At 60.3% G+C, this 18,431-nt stretch carries 22 protein-coding genes; 4 read left to right on the forward strand and 18 right to left on the reverse strand.

Going from position 1 to position 18,431, the window contains the following annotated elements; translation table 11 throughout:
- The first annotated feature begins 27 nt into the window (after window positions 1-27).
- On the forward strand, window positions 28-1,218 hold the full coding sequence (locus JJ889_RS14470) for an AraC family transcriptional regulator (protein WP_291896309.1): 1,191 nt from the start codon (window positions 28-30) through the stop codon (window positions 1,216-1,218).
- A gap of 776 nt (window positions 1,219-1,994) precedes the next feature.
- Window positions 1,995-2,126 (forward strand): hypothetical protein, encoded by a 132-nt coding sequence (locus JJ889_RS14475; protein ID WP_291896310.1) that lies wholly within the window; start codon window positions 1,995-1,997, stop codon window positions 2,124-2,126.
- Between the two features lie 274 nt (window positions 2,127-2,400).
- Here the strand turns inward: JJ889_RS14475 and der are convergent, their stop codons facing one another.
- The 13 genes from der to JJ889_RS14540 form a co-directional block, all read right to left on the reverse strand.
- A complete protein-coding gene (gene der / locus JJ889_RS14480; RefSeq protein WP_291896311.1) occupies window positions 2,401-3,780 on the reverse strand; it encodes a ribosome biogenesis GTPase Der in 1,380 nt (459 codons plus the stop codon).
- Between the two features lie 11 nt (window positions 3,781-3,791).
- Entirely contained in the window at window positions 3,792-5,165 is a 1,374-nt protein-coding gene (locus JJ889_RS14485; RefSeq protein WP_291896312.1) for a PQQ-like beta-propeller repeat protein, read from the reverse strand.
- Complete coding sequence (locus JJ889_RS14490; protein ID WP_291896313.1) at window positions 5,158-5,901, reverse strand: tetratricopeptide repeat protein; 744 nt, start codon at window positions 5,899-5,901, stop codon at window positions 5,158-5,160. The genes JJ889_RS14485 and JJ889_RS14490 overlap by 8 nt, the downstream gene beginning before the upstream one ends.
- 71 nt (window positions 5,902-5,972) lie before the next feature.
- Window positions 5,973-6,800: a 3-methyl-2-oxobutanoate hydroxymethyltransferase gene (panB, locus tag JJ889_RS14495; protein WP_291896314.1), complete on the reverse strand. Its 828-nt coding sequence runs from the start codon at window positions 6,798-6,800 to the stop codon at window positions 5,973-5,975.
- 69 nt (window positions 6,801-6,869) lie between these two features.
- On the reverse strand, window positions 6,870-7,214 hold the full coding sequence (locus JJ889_RS14500; RefSeq protein ID WP_291896315.1) for a hypothetical protein: 345 nt from the start codon (window positions 7,212-7,214) through the stop codon (window positions 6,870-6,872).
- A 2-nt stretch (window positions 7,215-7,216) separates the two neighbouring features.
- A complete protein-coding gene (locus JJ889_RS14505; RefSeq protein WP_291896316.1) occupies window positions 7,217-7,759 on the reverse strand; it encodes a sigma-70 family RNA polymerase sigma factor in 543 nt (180 codons plus the stop codon).
- Window positions 7,760-7,788: 29 nt separating this feature from the next.
- On the reverse strand, window positions 7,789-8,184 hold the full coding sequence (locus JJ889_RS14510; protein ID WP_291896317.1) for a DUF6249 domain-containing protein: 396 nt from the start codon (window positions 8,182-8,184) through the stop codon (window positions 7,789-7,791).
- An 84-nt stretch (window positions 8,185-8,268) separates the two neighbouring features.
- Entirely contained in the window at window positions 8,269-8,826 is a 558-nt protein-coding gene (locus JJ889_RS14515) for an NnrU family protein (RefSeq protein WP_291896318.1), read from the reverse strand.
- A gap of 72 nt (window positions 8,827-8,898) precedes the next feature.
- Window positions 8,899-9,216: a hypothetical protein gene (locus JJ889_RS14520; protein ID WP_291896319.1), complete on the reverse strand. Its 318-nt coding sequence runs from the start codon at window positions 9,214-9,216 to the stop codon at window positions 8,899-8,901.
- Window positions 9,206-9,742 (reverse strand): RNA polymerase sigma factor, encoded by a 537-nt coding sequence (locus JJ889_RS14525; protein ID WP_291896320.1) that lies wholly within the window; start codon window positions 9,740-9,742, stop codon window positions 9,206-9,208. Before JJ889_RS14525 ends, JJ889_RS14520 begins: the two co-directional genes overlap by 11 nt.
- Complete coding sequence (locus tag JJ889_RS14530) at window positions 9,742-10,152, reverse strand: hypothetical protein (protein WP_291896322.1); 411 nt, start codon at window positions 10,150-10,152, stop codon at window positions 9,742-9,744. The genes JJ889_RS14525 and JJ889_RS14530 overlap by 1 nt, the downstream gene beginning before the upstream one ends.
- Window positions 10,153-10,267: 115 nt before the next feature.
- Window positions 10,268-11,350 (reverse strand): glutathione S-transferase family protein, encoded by a 1,083-nt coding sequence (locus JJ889_RS14535; RefSeq protein ID WP_291896324.1) that lies wholly within the window; start codon window positions 11,348-11,350, stop codon window positions 10,268-10,270.
- A gap of 40 nt (window positions 11,351-11,390) precedes the next feature.
- On the reverse strand, window positions 11,391-12,842 hold the full coding sequence (locus JJ889_RS14540) for an alpha/beta hydrolase (protein ID WP_291896326.1): 1,452 nt from the start codon (window positions 12,840-12,842) through the stop codon (window positions 11,391-11,393).
- Window positions 12,843-12,975: 133 nt separating this feature from the next.
- Between JJ889_RS14540 and JJ889_RS14545 the strand changes: the two genes are divergently transcribed.
- Complete coding sequence (locus tag JJ889_RS14545; protein ID WP_291896328.1) at window positions 12,976-14,490, forward strand: LytTR family DNA-binding domain-containing protein; 1,515 nt, start codon at window positions 12,976-12,978, stop codon at window positions 14,488-14,490.
- Here the strand turns inward: JJ889_RS14545 and JJ889_RS14550 are convergent.
- From JJ889_RS14550 to JJ889_RS14570, 5 genes are read right to left on the reverse strand one after another with little or no spacing between them, the layout of a single operon-like run.
- On the reverse strand, window positions 14,487-14,693 hold the full coding sequence (locus tag JJ889_RS14550; protein WP_291896330.1) for a hypothetical protein: 207 nt from the start codon (window positions 14,691-14,693) through the stop codon (window positions 14,487-14,489). The two genes, JJ889_RS14545 and JJ889_RS14550, sit on opposite strands and share 4 nt — an antisense overlap.
- Before the next feature lie 9 nt (window positions 14,694-14,702).
- Window positions 14,703-14,912 carry a SlyX family protein gene (locus JJ889_RS14555; RefSeq protein WP_291896332.1) on the reverse strand — a complete coding sequence of 70 codons (210 nt, stop codon included), beginning with the start codon at window positions 14,910-14,912 and terminating at the stop codon, window positions 14,703-14,705.
- Window positions 14,913-14,919: 7 nt separating this feature from the next.
- The gene (locus JJ889_RS14560; RefSeq protein ID WP_291896334.1) at window positions 14,920-15,600 is read right to left on the reverse strand and encodes a GNAT family N-acetyltransferase; all 681 of its coding nucleotides are present in this window, start codon (window positions 15,598-15,600) and stop codon (window positions 14,920-14,922) included.
- The gene (locus JJ889_RS14565; RefSeq protein WP_291896336.1) at window positions 15,597-16,100 is read right to left on the reverse strand and encodes a MarR family transcriptional regulator; all 504 of its coding nucleotides are present in this window, start codon (window positions 16,098-16,100) and stop codon (window positions 15,597-15,599) included. The genes JJ889_RS14560 and JJ889_RS14565 overlap by 4 nt, the downstream gene beginning before the upstream one ends.
- Before the next feature lie 55 nt (window positions 16,101-16,155).
- Window positions 16,156-17,733, reverse strand: coding sequence for an ABC-F family ATP-binding cassette domain-containing protein (locus JJ889_RS14570; RefSeq protein ID WP_291896338.1), 1,578 nt, complete (start codon window positions 17,731-17,733; stop codon window positions 16,156-16,158).
- A gap of 150 nt (window positions 17,734-17,883) precedes the next feature.
- On the opposite strand from JJ889_RS14570, the gene JJ889_RS14575 reads away from it, so the two are divergent.
- Complete coding sequence (locus JJ889_RS14575) at window positions 17,884-18,363, forward strand: glutathione peroxidase (protein ID WP_291896340.1); 480 nt, start codon at window positions 17,884-17,886, stop codon at window positions 18,361-18,363.
- The last annotated feature ends 68 nt before the right edge of the window (window positions 18,364-18,431 follow it).

Consider the following 18,431-nt stretch of genomic DNA (forward strand, 5'->3'; position numbering starts at 1 on the left):
GGCCCCTGGCCTGTCTAAGGCGGGAGTATGATGCCTCTTTCGATCATCCCGGACCCGTTGGCCCTTATCCTGTCAGCCGCAGCATTCGGGCAAGCCAGCCTGTGCGCCATTCTTCTCCTCTCCAGGGCAGCGCTGGCACCACACAGCCGATGGCTCTCTTTGATCTTTATCTGCCTGGGCGGTCTGGCCTCCGGCCCGATCAGCGCGGCACTCTTTGCGCCGCTCTATCCGGTCATCATGAGCGTTGTACTGTTCGCGCTCTATGCCCTGCCCGTACTGTTCTGGCTGTACACGCTCTCGCTGACCCAGGCCCCCGAAAGCGCGCCCGTCACACCTCACTGGACACATGCCATCGCGCCGTTGTGCGGCGGCCTCGGCCTTCTGAGCATCATCACGCTGCCGGCAGAGGTTCGCCTGGCCATGTTCGTTTCCGGCGATCTGGACGGAACTGATCACGCCGCAGCGGTCGCCCTTGTCCTGTTCATCCTGGTCATCAGCTGGACGCCTGTTTCCGCGGGATACGGGATCGCCGTCCAGCGCCGCCTCATCCGCCACCGCCGACTATTGCGGGACAATCTGTCCAATACGGATGGACGGGATCTGTTCTGGCTTAGCGGCATCATTCTGGCTATCGCTGCGCTCTGGTCAGCTGCGATCATCTTGCTTGTGCTCGACAATGTCTGGGGTGGGATACACCTTCCCGCCAGTCTGGGTCCTGTCATGGTGTTGCTGCTGATCCTCGTCCTCAGCCTTCGCGGCCTGGTACAGGATAATGGCCTGGTCACACCAGCAGAGCCCGCCCACGCCCCGTTGCCGGAGCAGGCCCCTGTCGAACACTTTCAAAAATACAAGAAATCCGCTCTCAGCGAGACCGACGCGGCGCGAATAGCAGAGCGACTGGAACAGGCCATGCAGGATGACAGGCTCTATCTGGATCCCAACCTGTCCCTCACCAAGCTGGCGCGGCATGTCCGGATGGCCAGCAATCATGTCTCCCAGACACTCAACGAGGCGCTAGAGGAGACGTTTTTCGACTACGTCAATCGCTGGCGCATCGAAGCCGCCCTGCCCCACATCGCCGAAGGCAAGGTGACCGTACTGACCATCGCGCTGGATGTGGGGTTCAACACGCGCTCGACCTTCTACACCGCGTTCAAACGGGTGACAGGCATGACACCGCGCGCCTATCGGGAAACAGCGAAGAACTCTCGCGCGTAAAATGCGCGAGGCACCGGTGGGATATTTCACCAAGACAGGCTATCCGTTGGGCGGGCTGGACGGGCCGGAGACCAATCCTCCCGCCCGCTACGCCCCCGCGCAAGTGAACGCCCGTGTCTGGACAGGGAATGCTTGGCGTGTGTCTCTGTGTTGTCCAGCGCCCAAATGTCCACGCAGAGAATTTCTGCGAAGTGGCTACAGGAAAGAGATTAAACTGAGGACCGCATGTTCTTTAAGTCAAAATCCAAATTAGATTTCTTGAGTGATGAGGAGCGTAAGATTTACGCGCTCTTGAGATATGCGCTCTCTAAAAGCGGAATCGATGGAAATCGCGTTGAGATCTGCAAAACGGGGCAAGAAGGGCGGTACGAAGAGCGCCGCGTCATAGTGCGGCACAGTTCGAGTGATTGGCGAGTATGTTTTGTGGAGCGAGGTCAAGTAACCACGCACGGTGCCTTTTCTAAGCTGTCTATCGCATCAGAATTCACGTATTCGCAACTAGTGGACCCGGATTCAATTTGGAAGTATCGGGCGCAATGGGAATCTGAGAACGGTGAGGAGTTCTAGCGAGGATAGATAAGTACTACTCGTCCAGAGAATAAATGTTGCGGAACAAACCGGGATAGACACCTTTTCTCTGATCCTGTTCCCCAATCCATACGTGACAGAGCGCGATTACCCGGCCCGAAAAATGTTTCTGTCCCATTTATAGATTTCAAACCTGGCATCCCGAAGCTGACGGTCTGCGGATAAACGCGAAACGTCGGATCAAGTTGATGGCTGAAGTGCGGTGCTGGGCGCTTTGGGACATGGATGAGCCGTCCAATATTTCCCCTTCGGCACTGGGTGTATCGGAGGAACTGACTCGCGACATTGATTGTTGGTCGGAAGAGTTCGACAGCCTGTAAGATTTGGCCGACCCCGCTTTTCCCGCCAAAGTGGGGTTCCAGTCTTCCGAGGCAGCTACAAGGTTTTATGACCGGGGCTGGGCCTTGTTGGAGCGCCTCAATGCAGAATTGCCGGGCATCGAATGGTGGTATTTTGATGGGCGACTGCATTCCCTGTCACAATCACCGACGGCAAGTAGGTAGAGCAAAGGGCACTGTCAGCAGGAGTTTGACGGTGAAAGCAACGGTAAAATCAGGCCGCCAGCCGATTCTCCGTTGCCCTCACCTAAGCAGCCTAGGTTCGCTTGGTGCGTGCGTCCGGATTCTTCCGATCCGCATACGGGTTCTTGCCCGACTTCACGATCAGCCGGATCGGGATGCCCGGCATGTCAAAGGCCTCGCGGATGCCGTTAATCAGATAGCGTTTATAGCTGTCCGGCAGGGCATAACCACGTGAACACATCAACACGAAGGTCGGCGGGCGGCCCTTGGTCTGGGTGAGGTAGCGCGGACGGATTCGGCGCCCCGCCACGGAGGGTGGCGGGTGGCGTTCGATCATTTCCTGCAGCCAGTCATTGAGATCGCGCGTCTTGATCTTGGCGTCCCAATCCTTGTGCAGGCGAGACAGGGCCGGCATGATTTCATCCAGCCCCTTGTTCTTGACCGAGGAGATCGGCAGCAAGGGCGCACCGGTCATCTGCGGCAGGAGGCGTTCGAACTCCAGCTGCATCTCTTTCAGGAAGGCCGTGCGATTTGGCACCAGGTCGAATTTGGAAATGGCAATCGCAACGGCGCGGCCTTCCTTGTAGGCCATGTCCGCCAGGTGCAGGTCCTGTTTCTCCAGCGGATGCTGGGCATCGACGAGCAACAGCACCACCTCGGCAAACTTCACCGCGCGCAGCGTGTCTGCGGCGCTCATGCGTTCGAGACGGTCCTTGACCTTGCCGCGCTTGCGCAGGCCGGCGGTGTCGTGCAGGCGCACGCGGCGACCATCCCACATCCAGTCAACAGCGATGGCGTCGCGCGTGATGCCGGCCTCGGGGCCCGTGATCAGGCGTTCCTCACCGATCAGTGTATTGATGAGCGTCGACTTGCCGGCATTGGGACGACCGATCACGGCGATGCGCAGCGGCGGTTCCTCGTCCTCATCCTTCTTGCGACGACGCTTGGGCGAACCCAGCGCCTCGTAGACGGACTGGTAAAGATCACTCATGCCATCGCCATGGGCCGCGGACAGGCCGATCGGCTCGCCCAGGCCCAGCGCATAAGCGTCCATCAGACCGCCCAGACCTGCCTTGCCCTCGGCCTTGTTGGCACACAGGATCACCGGCTTGCCGGACTTGCGCATGACATCGGCAAAGATCTCATCGAGCGGCGTGATACCGGCACGGGCATCAATCAGCAGCAGGCAGACATCGGCATCATGGATGGCCATTTCGGTCTGGGTGCGCATCTCGGCGTCCAGCCCGTCCTTTTCGGCATCGTCGTAACCGGCGGTGTCGATGAGCAGCAGCTCCATCTCACCCAGGCGGCCACGCGCCTCGCGCCGGTCCCGCGTCACGCCGGGACGGTCATCCACGATCGCCAGCGGCTTGCCCGCCAGACGATTGAACAGGGTCGATTTGCCCACATTGGGACGTCCAACGACGGCAATGCGGGGCAGATTATCAGTCATTCGGTTTTGGCCTATCGCAGCGCGATTACCCGCGCTTCGTCGGTGACGACATAGATCGTCTCATTGGCAATAACGGGCGCGACATATACCTCGTCACGCAGATCGTACTCACGCATCTCCGAACCGTCATAGGCGTTTAAAAGCACAGCTTCGCCATGACTGGAGGTCACAAAAACGCGGCCGCCGGCCATGATCGGGCCGGACCAGGCAATACGATCCTCACGCTTGCGCGGGTTCTCGAACTGCTGGAGTTGGGTGATCCAGTGCACCTGGCCACTCAGGCGATTGACGCAGACGACCTGGGATTCCGTGGTGACAACATAAAGATAATCACCCGCAACCCACGGTGCGTGCAGACCACCGGCTGGCAATTCCCACGCACGCTCGCCAGAGCGCAGGGAGATAGCCACCAGGGTGCCGGAATGGCTCATCGCATAGACCATGTTGTCGACGATCACCGGGCTGCCGGCAACGTCGTTGATCTCGGACATGGCGGTCATGGACCCGGAACTGCCCAGGCTGTCGGACCACAGCGGGTTTCCGTTCTGGACCCGAAGCGCGACCAGTTCGCCGGAAGCGAACGGCGCAACAACGATGTCACCCAAAACTGCCGGGCTTGGCGATGTGATCAGGCGTGCCGTCTCGACGATGCCCTGATAGGTCCAGTTCACCGTACCCGTCGCAGCGTCGAGCGAGAGCATCTCGTTATCGTCAGACGCCACAAAAACACGTCCGTCAGCCACCGTCGGAGCGCCGTGGAACGGTACGATGATTTCGCTGCGCCAGATCTCGCTGCCGGTCTGGGCATCAAGAGCGACAAAATAATTATAGCCGGCGTGTGCATAGATACGGCCGGAATCAAACGCCAGACCACCGCCAAAGGCCATGCGATCGCGTTCATTCGGACCTTCCAGGCGACGAGACCAGACACGATTGCCCGTATCCGCATCAATCGCAGACACTTCGCCGCGAGCGTCGATCATGAAGACCCGACCGTCGGCAACGACCGGACGCGAATTCAGGCGGTGACTATTGTCAGAGCCCTGCCCGACACTTTCGCGCCACATAATATCCAGGTTTCCAGAAGCCTGCGTGTGCTGCAGCGAATGGGTCGGATATCCATCCGGCCCCGGCCAGACCGTGTTGACATAAGCGGTCGGCAACTGGACAGGCGGCAGTTCCGCACCGGCCTGCAGCCCAACCTCGAAATCAAGGATCGAGATGCGACCGTCCGTCGGAGCCGTCTCTTCAGGGGCATCACTGCCACCTCCGATGCCCGGAATGAAATCCAGCGCATCACCCGGATCGGGAAGTGAGGAACAGGCTGCAACCGGCGCCAGGGCCAGCGCGAGAAGAAGAGAACGCGTACGCTTTACATCAATCATTGCCGGCTTCCTCAGCAGCATTGTCCGGGGTGTCCACAGGGTCGGTCGCCGCTTCGGCTTCCGCTTCCTCGAGAGGCGCTTCCTGGACCGAAGACAGGGACTCGATCAGGGCCAGGGCTTCCTGCCCGCGACGCTGAACGCCCTGCGGCGCATCAAGTGCGAAGGTCAACAGCTGGTATTCGCTCTCGGCTCGCTCGAGATCACCCGCCCGCAAGGCAGCGGCACCAATCGTTTCGCGCGCCAGCAGGCGATAGGGAGACGACGCGCCCGCCAGGGGGCTGACGCGGATTTCCACATCGGCGAAGCTGAGCGTTTCCCAGCGGGCCCAGACGGCCTTGAGCTGGGCCATGTCGGAGATGATCTGGTCAGAGGTCGAGGCAGCGATCTGGTCGAACAGGCTGGCCGCCGTTTCGTTCTCGCCGTTCTCGAGGGCAATTTCAGCACGACGCATCTGTGCCATCAGCACATAACCGGACGTTCCTTCGCGGGTCAGCGTGTCAAACCCGGCATCCGCAAGAGCGAACTCACCGGATTCAAAATTGCTGACAGCTTCACGATAGGCGTCAGAGCTTTCCTGGAGCTGAGAGGTGCGCCAGTAATCCCAGAACTGGATACCAGCCGCGCCCACGACAATAGCGGCAGCAGCGCCACCCACCCAGGGGCCCCATTTCTTCAGCGCTTCCTGATATTTGTCGTTGCGAAGCTCTTCTTCGACTTCTTCAAAAACATCGACCACTTCGGCCAGACTCCCTGAAACAGATATTCGGGGCGGACCCTAGCCGTCTCAGCGCCTTGCGGCAACAGGCGTCAACCGTCCTTGCGCTCGAGTGTGTAGACCTCGGCACTGGACGGGAAGTCCCGCGAGCGCACTTCCTCGGCGTAACGCGCCACTGCAGCGTCCGTCCGTTCGGCCATGTTGTCGTATCTCTTGACGAATTTCGGTGTCCACTCGAACACGCCCAGCATGTCCTGGGTGACCAGAATCTGACCGTCACAAGCCGATGACGCACCAATCCCGATGGTCGGAACATCGACCGCCTGAGTGATCTCGTCCGCCAGGTTTTCTGCCACCCCCTCGATGACGATGGCAAAGGCACCGGCATCGGCTGTAGCGCGGGCCTCGTCGATAACACGCTGGCGCTCTGCATCGGTACGGCCCTTGGCCTTGAAACCACCATCGGCCAGCGCTGCCTGCGGGCGAAGCCCGATATGACCAACCACCGGAATGGAACGCTCTGCCATGAAGGCAATGCTTTCAGCGGCATAGGTGCCGCTTTCGATCTTGATCGCCTGGCAACCGGTTTCGGACATGATACGCGCTGCGTTCTCGAACGCCTGCTGCGGGCTGGCCTCGTAGGAGCCAAACGGCATGTCGACCGCTACCAGCGCCCGTCTGGAGCCCCGCATGACGGCCTTGCCATGCATGATCATCATGTCCAGCGTCACGCCGATCGTGCTGTCCAACCCGTGCACCACCATGCCGACACTGTCACCGACCAGCAGCAGGTCGCAATGCGGATCGAGAATGCGGGCCATCGGCGCGTCATAGGCCGTCAGGCAGACCAGCGGCTCACCGCCCTTGCGGGCACGAATATCCGGAGCCGTAATGCGGCGAACTTGAGTTTGTGCAGACATGAAAAGGCGGCCTCAAAGCAATTTGAAGCCGCCAATCTAGACGATAATGCTGCAGTGCAAAAGAGTGGCTTATCCGCCTTGGAGAATCCGGCGAGGCAAGACCAGAGCAACCATGCCGGCAGCGAGTGCCATTGCGGCAGCGGCCATGGTTTCCGGTGACATCAGGAAGGAAGCATTGGCCATAATGCCCTCGGCCGGGATCTGGATATTGCCCAGAACACTTTCGAGCTGCGTTCCCGCAATCGCCGATCCGGTGGACCCGGCTCCGCCCAGGATCAGCACCCGCTTGCGATCCGGGTTGTTGAGCTTGGCGATCACGCTCTGCGCGAAGGCATCAGCACTTTTATCTTCTTCAAGCGGTTTCGCAGCTGCGGCGAAAGCGGCTTTCAGGCGTGCGTCAAATGCATCTTCCATGGTCATCTCACAGTTACCTCCGCTTCGGTGAAAAAAGCCTGGAGCTTGGCTCGGCCTCTGTTCACGTGTGACTTTACAGTCCCCAGCGGCATTCCTGTCGCCTCTGCTGCCTCCGAATGCGACATTCCGCAAGAATAGCACATAACGACGGCAACACGTTCTTCATCCTTGAGTGTAGCGAGCGCGCGATCAAGGTCTACGACATTTCCCATGTCACGTGGCGCTTCACTCTCCTCTGCACCCTGCTGGTATTGCTCCAGCAAACGGTCGGCGGATTTGCGTTTCCTGGCTGACTTCAAGAACTCTGTATAGGCAATCGAACATAGCCAGGACTTGAATGAGCCGGTGCCCTTGAAACTGCCGATCTTCTCGAAGGCCCGGACAAAGGTATCCTGGGCGAGATCATCGGCAAGGGCGTGGTTCCGGCACATCCGCTGCAGCATGGCCCGGACCAGGGTCTGGTGGCGCCGGACAAGCTCGCCGAAGGCTGCGCTGTTGCGCGTGGCAACAACCAGTGCCGTGAGTTCTTCGTCCGATGCCGCCATGACTTAGATCCCGGTTCCCAAATTACGGCTTAAGCCGCGTCCTGTTGTTCTTTTTTCCGGCCCATCAGACCGAACCCAACAAGAACCAGACCGATGAAACCCGGGAAGGACGCGATAGCTGGCATTATGAACATGGCCTCCTGATCACCTTCCACGGAGCCAATCGCCCAGCCCAGAACCAGGAAGCCGGCGGCAACGGCGATCAGGATCAATCCAGCCTTGAGGTCGCCATTGGCGCTAGACTTCTGCGGCATTCCGAGCGCTTTGATCGTATCCGGAGTCATTTGCTGACCACCACGAATGGCTTCCTCGATGGTGGCCAACGTTGCCTTGCGACGCTGGGTGTTTGCATTGAACGCGATCCAGACGATGGCAACAACCATCAGGAACGGCGACATCGCAACCAGCATAGTAGAGATTTCCATTTTTATTCTCCTTGTACTCGACCGGCGCGCTGCACGCCGTTTCTGACCATTAGATGCGGGTCAGGGCGATTTTGGATGCACAGATCATCCAATAATCACCACGCCGAACAAATACATGTGTATATTCATCAAGATAAGCGCTGCAAGAACACCCAGGATGATGGCGGTAAGATCGCCGCCCCAGCCCTTTACGATGGGTGGCGGGGTCTCACGCATCCAGGACGCAATGAAGGTGATTGCCGACCAGACGAAGAAAGATCCAAACAGCAACACCGCGCTCAACTCGCCATTGGCCACCAGGTGCCCAAAGGCCCACAACATCGTACCGGCGAGCATGGGATGGCGCACCCAGCGACGGATATGTCCCGGCGCATAGGCCGACACGATCAGGATGAGCGCGACGGGGACCAGGGTGAAAGCCAGATGACGCGTCCACTCCGGCGGATACCAGACCACGACCGGCGGATGCGCGATGATCTTGCCATAGATGATCAGGGCAAAGCCGACCAGCGAGATGACTGTGTAGCCCAACTTGTAGGGCATTTCTCCGAGCTGGGCTTGCAGCTTGTCGCGGCCCCCCGGAACAAGACGCAGCGAATGGACGCCGATGAACAATACCAGGCCGGCAACCAGTACAAGCATGAACGCCTCCCCTATCTGACCGCCAACTATAGGTGATTCAGTTCATAACCAAGAGTTTTGCATGTGCTCAGATCAGGAAAACACGCGCACCGGCAAGCGGATGGTTCGCGTGACGATGGCATGTCCCAGAAAGGCCACCACGCCTGCGATCACCAGAACAATACCCACGTCACCCAGGCTGGAAAGGATTTGGGTGATTGCTGCCATCAGCGCGTCTCCCGACAGGAAGAGCACAATCAGCATGAACAGGGCTGACGCTGCGAAAATGGCCAGCTCGATCCTGAAACGCCTTTGCGCGACCGCGCGCATCACCCCGGCCCGGAAAGTCGGGTCGACTGCAGGGGCTTCGTCGAGTGCAAACAGGCTGTCGAGTGCGTTTTCACCGCTCATGGCCGTCTCCGAGTATCTGTTCAAGCCGCGCCCGGCCGCGACTTACATGTGACTTTACCGTCCCCAGCGGAATATCCAAAGCCCCTGACGCTTCATCATGCGTCCAGCCCCCGGCCAGGCACAGCGCGACAACGGCGCGTTGATCCTCTCCCAGCTCGGCCATGGCCTTGTTCAACGCCAGGCGCAGCTCGTCCTGCGGCGTTGCCGTCTGCGGCTGGAGATCCTGCCATGCCTCGTCGCGCGCCCGGCGCCGGGCGGCGCTACGCCGGAACGTCTTGTTCATGCTCCAGGCCATGCCAAACAGCCAGGAACGGAATTTGTCCGGCGACCGCAGGAGCTTCAGCTTGGTCCAGGCCGCGAGAAACACCTCCTGGGCCAGCTCGTCAGCGTCGGCTTCATTGCCGCTGACACGTCGCAAGAAGCTGCGAAGGGCTTGCTGGTGCCTGTCCACCAGTCGTGAAAAGGCTGCATCAGACCCCGCCAGGGATGCGGACACCAGGTCCGCATCCGTCTGAGCCTGGTTCATCAGTCCGACTTCTTGCCCGACTTGAAGATTCCGCCGACCAGGAAGGCTGCGGCCATCACGCCCATGATCATGGAGACAAAATAGGCGACCTCGCCCATGCCCAGAATGCCCGCATACCCTTCATAGGCAAACACAGCACCGAGCCCCACAAAGAGGACGACCAGGAAAGCATTGCCGCCTGCCCCGCTGCCATCATCTTTGTCGTGCCAGTCGGCGTGATCACGACTTTCAATCTTGTCCAAGCTTTCCACCAGCGTAGCCGGGGGTTCCTTTCCGGCGGCCGCATAGGTCTTGAGCAGGTCGATCTTCGCCTTTGTCTGCTTGTAGCTCATGAAACTGGCCCAGCCCATGAACAGGAAGAAGCCCAGCGGGAACAGAAGCCACCAGTAATTCTCGAACAAATCTGCCACGACAAACCTCGCTTTCTTGTTTGTTTTCGTCTGTGAGTTGCCGCCACGGATGTATTTGGATGCAGCGGGCTGAAATTTTTCTCAGCAACGCCAGCCCACGCCTCGGCATGCTGGGCTAGGCCTTGCGCCAGCGGTGGTCGAGCGGCGCCTTCTTGTCCGGTCTGGCGGGAAGTTCGACTTGGCCAGTACTGGTGTCTGCCAGAATGGCATGACTGTCGCCCACCAGAATGCGGATCACCTTCTGGGCCGGTTCCTCCAGCTTGGCGTAGTGCAGTTTCAACGCCTCGAGACAGCGTGCCCGATAGGGATTGACCGGGACGGTCCAGGTCACCCCCTCCTCCTCCCAGGACACATTCTCATGCCCCCCGGCCATCGCCACCGTGTTGTAGTGCAGATACGGCAGGTACTGGCGTCCCAGCAGCGCGAAGATCGGGCCGAGATCCGGCGGGATGCGCTGCGCAGCGACACTGTCGCGCAGGCTCTCCGGTGTCGTGGCCCAGAGCCGCGCCGTCCAGTTGAGCGTGTGTGGTGCCTTTTCACGCAACAGGGCGTGGGGTGTCGGATCATAGGAGAAATGACGATGCATCGCCCCGAACAGGCCGAAATCGGCCTCGCAGGGCCGGTCTCCGAACAGGAAGAGGCGATCCTCGAAGACCACTTCCAGCATATCGAGGACCTCTAGCAGGAGGTTCTCGATCAGCGGCGCCGTCTCGGCGGTGACACCATCCTGTTTAAGGAACTGCTTTTGCTGGCGATGGCGAATGAAACGCTGCCGGACAAAACGCGGTGCCTTGACGTCCCGTAGCAAGCCATCGGCCAGCTGTCCGCTCATCAATTCCGAATCCGGCTTGAAGGCCCAGCGATAATACAGTGCCGGGCGCCACAGCCACTCGTCGAAGAAATCTTCCAGCAGCAGGCTGGCGAAAGCGACGGCGGGCGGGCCCGGCTTGAAGCGCGGATTGGGCCAATAGGCCTCGAAATGGGCGATGATATCGGATGTGTCCGTCATCCAGCTGCCGTCTTCGCATTCCAGCTGGGGCATTTGCGAGATTCCGGTCTCTGCGGCGCAGGACCGGAACGTCGCCATATCCATCTCGACATAGTCATAGGGCACGCCCTTGGCGCGCAGATAGCCTTCAAGCTTTCCTGTGAAATAGGAAAGCTTGAGGCCGTAAAGTCTGTAGAGCGGGCGAGACATCAGGCCATACGACCCGATTCTCGCCTCTCACGCGAGTTGCCTAGAACGGCAATTGCGTCATGTCCGGCAGATCAACGGTGATATCGCTGGCCAGACCGCCCTCGCGGCGCATGAAGGCATGGATGGTGTCATGGATCTCATCCGAGCTCATGAACAGGTTGTGGCCCGCATTGTGGACGGTGACGATGTGGGCATTCAGCAGGCCGGCGACAGCCTCGGCCTGGCTTTCAACATAGGTGCGTCCATCCAGCGTGCCGGACAGGACCAGCACTTCTACATCGCCCGTCGGGGCCTCGCGGAATTCATCACCCAGATCAAACCCGTCCCAGGCACCGAAGACCTGCGGCATCGGAAAGTTGAGATAGCCGCCGACAAGACCGGTTGCTGCTTCCCGCTGGAAGGCCGCCAGGCGAGCGCTGTCGATACCGGACGCGATATCCATCGCCGTCGGCATGGCCCGCAGTCCGATAGTTTCGTTCGGCGTATGGAAACGCTGCAACAGGCCCGTCAAAAGGCGTGTATCGCCCGCATCCAGCGAAGCGAACAGGGCTAGCAGGATAGCGGCGTTCTGCGGATCGGAGATCAGCATGGACGCGAACTGCTGGGCATGGTGGCGCTGCACCAACAGCTGGGCAACGGAACCGTCACGCTGCGGGATATCCAGCAGCATCGGCTCCGCTTCCAGCCGGCCAAGCACACGACGAACCATGCCGGCGATATCGGGATAGCGTGCTGCGGCTGCCGGCTGGGAATTCACTGCGGCCTGAAGACGCCCAAAATAGGCATCCGTACGGGCCGGCATTTTCACGGTCTGGTCCAGACCTTCCACCGAAGCCAGCACGACCTGGTCGATCTCGTCCGGAATTTCCTTGATGGCGGCCAGCGCCAGGTGGGAACCATAGGAGATCCCCCACAGGTCCAGCTGCTGGGCGCCGAGATGCTCGCGCAGGTCCGACAGGTCCCGGGCGCTTTCAAGCGTCGTATAGCCATCGAGATCAACACCAGCCTCACGCCAGAAAGCGCCACATTCCTCGATGGCATCACGTTGGTCCTGGGCAAACTCTTCATCCGTCTGCAGGGCGAGGTCATCTCCGCCATAGCTGGACTGGCAGCGTGGCAGATCGTTTTCGGACAGGCCGGTGCCACGCTGGTCATAGGCGATCACATCGCCATGTTCGCGCATCGACATGAAGAGCGCGAAGCGCTGGCCACGTGCCGTACCCGTACCGGTCCCACCGGGGCCCCCGGCGAGATAAACGATCGGATCACCCGGGGTTTCGCTCGTGGACGGGAAACGCACATAACCAATGGTGATCATGCGGCTGTCCGGGTCCGCGCGGTTTTCGGGCACGTCAAAGGAACCACGAAAGGCCTCGACTGTTTCGCCATTGCCCGCTTCAAAGGTGATGCTTTCTTCGGCCTGCGCCAGGGCTGCGGCGCTCATTACCGTGCTTGCCATCAGGGCGCTGATCCAGGTCCAACCGTTTTTCATTGTTATCGCTCCAAGCTTTGACCAGACCCTTCAAGCACGCGCAAACACCGGAAATCACGCCTGAATCGGTGAACGGTAGCGTGCTTACGACAAGCGGCGAGACGCCGGTAACCGGCAGCGCTATGATCGGATCATGTTTCGTCTGCTCCTCCTCATCCTTTCTCTCGTCACCCTCCCCGCCGCCGCCAATGCGCAAACCTTTCAGCGGGCCAACAGCGAGGGCGCGATCATCTGCCCAGCCGATGGCCTGAACGCCGCGCCGCCGGATTTCACCGGCGCCGGGTGCGAGGAGACAGGGCTGACAGAACTCAACCCCCAGGGCCGGCATCTCTGGCTACGGACCAGCATCACGCTGCGCGACACGATTCTGAACGGGCAGTCTCCGCTGGGCTTCTACATCGCCGGCAAGGCGTCCAGCCGGGTCTGGGTGAATGGGCATGAGCTCAAGAACAATGGCACTCCCGGACCTGACCGGGCCAGCGAGATCCCGGGGCTGATGGATGCGGTGCTCTATGTACCGCGCGAAATCCTGACGTCCGGCGAGAACGAGATCATCATCGAAATGTCGGGCCATCACAGCCTGATCGAACTGATCGCACCCATGCATGCCCTGGGTATTGGCGAATACTCCAATCCCACCCTCCTGATCCTGGGGACCTACTGGCCTTCCCTGATCACCTTTGGTGTCTTCCTGCTGGCCTTGGTGTTTTTCGGCGTGGTCGCACTGCGTGAGGACAAACGCGAAGGTCCCCTGTTGCTGGCGCTACTGGCGCTGGCGGCCGGTGTTCAGCTTATCGCCGAATCTGCCCGCGGCCTCTTGTATTATCCCTATCCTTGGCACGACTATCGCCTGATCAGCATCGCGGTTGCCGCCGTCTGTACGGGTCTGCTCCTGCTCGCCTGGCTGATGCAGCGCTTTTCTGGCCTCAACGCCGTCCAGCGCTACCTGCGTCTTGGCGGCGTGGTTGCAGTCTGCGTCTCTATCGCACTCACCACGCCGGGTTTCGATTCCAAAGCCGGCTATGGCTTCCTGACCGCAAGTCTCTTCGCCGCGGCGTGGTGTGCACTCTGGAGCTGGCAGAAAAAACCCGGAGCTATGACCTATCTGGCGATCAGCGCTGGCATGTCGCTGCTGCTACTGGTTTTCCAGGGCGAATTCCTCGACTTCTACGCCTTCTACGCGTTCGCCGGCCTGCTGCTCTTCCTGATCCAGCAACAGGCTGCAGAACTGGTGCGCACAAGACGGGACAAGCGTGAGGAAGCCATTCGCGCCGACAAGCTCGAACTCGCCCTCGCTCAGGCCCGCCAGCGTACGGCTCCGGAACAGATCCAGCTCGTCTCCAGCGGGCGGGTGGACTATGTTGCGACCGACACCATCACCCAGTTCAAGGGCGCCGGCGATTATGTCGAAGTCCATCTCGAGGGCGGCAAGACCTCGCTTTATAATGGCGGGCTCTCCGCGCTGGAGAGCGACCTCCCGCCGACCTTCCTGCGTGTGCACCGCTCCCACATCGTCAACACAGCCTTTGTGTCGGCCCTGGAACGCGATGCCAGCGGGATCGGCCGTCTGCTCCTGTCCAACGGCCAGGAAGTCCCCGTCTCCCGCCGCATCATGCCCAAGGTGAGAAGCGCACTGGCGGAAGGTTAGTCGTCGCGACGCTCCGGCAGTTTTCGCTCGAGAAAACTGCGCACATGTTCGCCCACGAACGCCACGACAAACCCGAATGGCACGGCCAGGACCAGGGCGATGATCAGCTCGGTATCCAGCCCACCATCGCGCCAGGCCAGCGCCAGAATCGGAAAGGCAAAGATCGCGGCCAGCCAGAGGGCGTTCGTAATCAGCTTGCTCATGTCACGCTCCTACCAGTGCGGCGGTTTTTTGGCTTCCGGCGCAGGCATAAATTCTTCGAGATCACCAACACGGCCCATCAGCTTGTTCAGCCGGCGGGTCAGGCGTTCAATTTCCTCGCCCTGGGCCAGGATGACCGCATTCATGTCCTCGATCGACTGGTCCTGGTGAGTGATGTGCATTTCCAGCGCATCAATGCGCTGATCGATTGTATCTGTCATTTCGGCCTCAATCGGCGCGTTCAACCACCGCCGCATTGACATGGCACCTAATGGAAAAGCCGAGACTTTCATAGAGGCCGATCGCTGTCGCATTGTCCGCCCAGGCATGCAGGAAGGGAATATCGCCGCGCCGGATGATCTCGTTGGTCACATGCGCAGACAGTCTCTTGGCCAGGCCCCGACCACGAAAATCGGGATGCGCACACACACCGCTTACCTCGGTATAGCCTTGGAAACGCATGCGTTCACCGGCCATGGCGGCAAGCCGGCCATCAATCCGGATACCCCAGAACTGACCAATTTCGTGCGTCCGGCTCAGGAAGGGCCCGGGCTTGGTCAAACTTGCCAGCTCCAGCATCTCGGCTGCGTCATCATCCCCCAGTGCAATCATGTCCGAAGAGTCGACTGGCAGGAATGACGTGTCCTCGCGCACCATCTGCACGCCAAGCGCCTCGAAGGTGACGGTCAAGCCCTCGGGAATGCGGATCTCCTGGACCTGCAGGAAGTAGGCTTCCTCACCCTTCCCCACCAGCGCGCCGGCCGCCTGCATCGCCGCCTCTCCATCATCGACGCCACAGACGAACTTGTTCACATCCGGCAGAAAACGCCGGGCCAGATCGCCCCCCCTCGAAAAGCGTTCATGATGTGTGGTCAGGCTGAACCAGACCGGTCGATCCAACAGGGTCATGATGTTTGCTCCCGCTTGGTCGAGATGCTGTCGAGCCTGGCGTCCAGCGCCCCGCCGGCCAGGCGCTCCTCAAGGGCAGAGATCTGGTCGATGAAGGATCCCTCGAGCTCGCCGCACAACTCGGTCACGGCCGCATCTATCACAGGCCACAACTCTTCGGCTGCGCGCGCCGCGAGTGCCTTGCCACTCTCAGACAATGCGATCCGGCGGACGCGGCGATCTGCATCGGTCGTCGTGGAAACAACCCAGCCGCCCTTTTCCATCTGATCGATCAGGCGGGACACACCCGGCTGGGCAATCACCAGCATCTGCGCCAGCTCGCCCGTGGATCTGGGGCCATGAAAATGCAATGCCGCCAGCACCGGCATCTGCGCCGAAGGCAATTCGCAGCCCTGCGCCTGCAACCATTTCTGGACCACGGCCTGCATGGCCATACCCGATCGTTTCAGGCGCGTGCCCAGTGCCGTATGACCAAAACTTGCGACAAAATCCTCGACCATGACGACCTCCATAACTTGATATATATCTTGTTATGCTTATCTAGGAAGTCAAGCCCTAACCCAGCTCGATACAGCGGTCCGGCGCCAGTGCAGAAATGAAAGTCCTGTCGTGACTGGCGATCAGCAAGGCACCATCGAACCCCTGCAAAGCGGCCTCCAGCAATTCTACCGCCTCGATATCGAGGTGATTGGTGGGCTCGTCGAGAATCAACAGGGATGGCATCGCAGAACCGGCGAACAAACAGGCCAGTCCGGCGCGCATACGCTCTCCGCCGCTGAGCACCCCGGCCGGTTTCAGCGCCGCCTCATTGCGAAAGGCGAACCGCGCCAGCGCCGCTCGGACATCATTGTCGGACAGTTCCGGGTTCAGACGCTGACAGTTTTCGCGAACACTCTGATGAGGCGCAAGAAAACCGACATGCTGATCCAGGATGGCTAGTGGCGCATGACGGCGGACCTCACCTGAACTCGGTTCAAGTCCTCCACTCACAAGCGCCAACAAGCTGCTCTTGCCAACTCCGTTCGCGCCGCTGACCAAAACACGTTCCTGCCCGGTGATAACCAGGCTCACCCCCTCAAACAACAGGCGCCCACCACGTTCCAGGGCAACATCATCCAGTGTCAGCACTTTCTGGCCCGATGCCAAACCGCTTGGCGGGATCGCGATCTGAAGCGGGATAATGACTTCCAGCTGCTCGCGGGCCTGTCTCAGCGCAGCCTCGGCCTCGCTGATCTGGCGCGCACTGGCGGCCACTGTCCGGCTGTCCGTGCCCTGCGCCCGCTCACGCTGAGCGTTCAGGATCAGCTTGCTCTGGGACCCGGAACGGCGCGCGGCGCGCCCCTGCCCGTCCGATCGCGCCTTGCGTTCGTCCCTTTGCTGTCCCGCGGATTTCGCCTGGCGCAATCCTAACTGCGCGCTCTCCACCGCGTCGGCCAGTCTTTCCCGCCGCGCCTCGCGCTCGGCGACATAACTCGACCAGCCTCCGCCCGTGACCGTACAGCCAACGGGGTTTAGCTCGACAATGCGATCGACATGTTCGAGCAGGTCGCGGTCATGACTGGCCAGTACCAGACCGCCACGCCATTCACTGACCAGCCGGAGGATCAGCGCTCGCCCCTCGGCGTCGAGATTATTGGTGGGCTCGTCCAGCAACAGCACGTCCGGCCGCGCCAATATCAGCCGTGCCAGCGCCAGGCGAGTACGCTGGCCACCACTGCTGGCCTCCAAAGGACTGTCCAGGCTACGAACCGGCAAATCCATGTCGCGCAGGCAGGTTTCGATACGGCTTTCCAAGTCCCAGACCGCCAGTTCGATATCGTCTGCAAGGGGCTTGCCGCGCTCGATGCGTTTGAGGCGTTGCCAGTCCTCGCCAACGCCAAGGCCTTCTGCCCATCTGAGGCCCTGGACCTCGAGGCGCTGTTCAAGCAGTCCAACCCGGCCGACACGCCGCACATGACCGCCCGCCGGACGCTGTCGGCCGGCGATTACCTGCAACAAGGAGGATTTGCCACAGCCATTGCGCCCCACCAGGCCTATGCGTTCATGGCCCAGGGTCAGGCTGAGACCGGAAAAAAGAGCCTTGGCGTCAGGCGTGGTCAGGGAAAGGGAATCGAGAGTAAGCAAGGCGGACATGAAGGTTCTCGGCAACGGCTGCAATCGGACGGGTTTCGAACTGCAGGTGCTGCTTCATGTGCGCGTCTCCTTTACTCGCTGCGATGGCGCTTATCTAATCAAGGCACGCTAAAGTCAATCTTGCCCGCCTCTAAAAACAAGGACAGCCCTGTGAGCCAGATCTACGATTTCAATGCCCACACCCTTTCCGGCGAAGACCGCGCCCTGGCCGATTTCAAGGGCCAGGTCATGCTGATCGTCAACACCGCCTCCAAGTGCGGCTTCACCCCGCAATATGAAGGCCTGGAAAAACTGCATGACGAGCTGGGCGAAAAAGGCCTCAGCGTGCTCGGCTTCCCCTGCAACCAGTTCGGCAAGCAGGAACCGGGCGATGCCGAGGAAATCGCCAATTTCTGCAAGCTGACCTACGACGTCAGCTTCCCCATGTTCGCCAAGATCGAGGTCAACGGCCCCAATACCGCACCGCTCTACGAGTATCTCAAGTCGGAGGCGAAAGGCCTGATGGGGTCAAAGTCGATCAAGTGGAACTTCACCAAATTCCTCGTCGATCGCGAGGGCAATGTCGTCAAGCGCTTTGGCCCGCAGGATACGCCGGAACAATTGCGCTCGGAGATCGAGGCGCTGCTTTAGAGCGCCTACGGCGCGCACCCACTCCGTCTTGCGGCTGCGCCGCAATCCACCTCGCCCATCAAGGGCGA

The organism is Maricaulis sp. (assembly GCF_017643475.1).
GTDB lineage: Bacteria > Pseudomonadota > Alphaproteobacteria > Caulobacterales > Maricaulaceae > Maricaulis.

Bases quoted from the DNA above. Each gene is read 5' to 3' on its own strand.
- JJ889_RS14565 (WP_291896336.1), bottom strand. From the start codon at position 16,100: ATGGTCGAGGATTTTGTCGCAAGTTTTGGTCATACGGCACTGGGCACG.
- JJ889_RS14540 (WP_291896326.1), bottom strand. From the start codon at position 12,842: ATGAAAAACGGTTGGACCTGGATCAGCGCCCTGATGGCAAGCACGGTA.
- JJ889_RS14535 (WP_291896324.1), bottom strand. From the start codon at position 11,350: ATGTCTCGCCCGCTCTACAGACTTTACGGCCTCAAGCTTTCCTATTTC.
- JJ889_RS14560 (WP_291896334.1), bottom strand. From the start codon at position 15,600: ATGACCCTGTTGGATCGACCGGTCTGGTTCAGCCTGACCACACATCAT.
- JJ889_RS14510 (WP_291896317.1), bottom strand. From the start codon at position 8,184: ATGGAAATCTCTACTATGCTGGTTGCGATGTCGCCGTTCCTGATGGTT.
- JJ889_RS14555 (WP_291896332.1), bottom strand. From the start codon at position 14,912: ATGACAGATACAATCGATCAGCGCATTGATGCGCTGGAAATGCACATC.
- JJ889_RS14485 (WP_291896312.1), bottom strand. From the start codon at position 5,165: ATGATTGATGTAAAGCGTACGCGTTCTCTTCTTCTCGCGCTGGCCCTG.
- JJ889_RS14470 (WP_291896309.1), top strand. From the start codon at position 28: ATGATGCCTCTTTCGATCATCCCGGACCCGTTGGCCCTTATCCTGTCA.
- JJ889_RS14520 (WP_291896319.1), bottom strand. From the start codon at position 9,216: ATGAGCGGTGAAAACGCACTCGACAGCCTGTTTGCACTCGACGAAGCC.
- JJ889_RS14550 (WP_291896330.1), bottom strand. From the start codon at position 14,693: ATGAGCAAGCTGATTACGAACGCCCTCTGGCTGGCCGCGATCTTTGCC.
- JJ889_RS14515 (WP_291896318.1), bottom strand. From the start codon at position 8,826: ATGCTTGTACTGGTTGCCGGCCTGGTATTGTTCATCGGCGTCCATTCG.
- panB (WP_291896314.1), bottom strand. From the start codon at position 6,800: ATGTCTGCACAAACTCAAGTTCGCCGCATTACGGCTCCGGATATTCGT.
- JJ889_RS14570 (WP_291896338.1), bottom strand. From the start codon at position 17,733: ATGTCCGCCTTGCTTACTCTCGATTCCCTTTCCCTGACCACGCCTGAC.
- JJ889_RS14475 (WP_291896310.1), top strand. From the start codon at position 1,995: ATGGCTGAAGTGCGGTGCTGGGCGCTTTGGGACATGGATGAGCCGTCC.
- JJ889_RS14545 (WP_291896328.1), top strand. From the start codon at position 12,976: ATGTTTCGTCTGCTCCTCCTCATCCTTTCTCTCGTCACCCTCCCCGCC.
- JJ889_RS14525 (WP_291896320.1), bottom strand. From the start codon at position 9,742: ATGAACCAGGCTCAGACGGATGCGGACCTGGTGTCCGCATCCCTGGCG.
- JJ889_RS14505 (WP_291896316.1), bottom strand. From the start codon at position 7,759: ATGGCGGCATCGGACGAAGAACTCACGGCACTGGTTGTTGCCACGCGC.
- JJ889_RS14500 (WP_291896315.1), bottom strand. From the start codon at position 7,214: ATGGAAGATGCATTTGACGCACGCCTGAAAGCCGCTTTCGCCGCAGCT.
- der (WP_291896311.1), bottom strand. From the start codon at position 3,780: ATGACTGATAATCTGCCCCGCATTGCCGTCGTTGGACGTCCCAATGTG.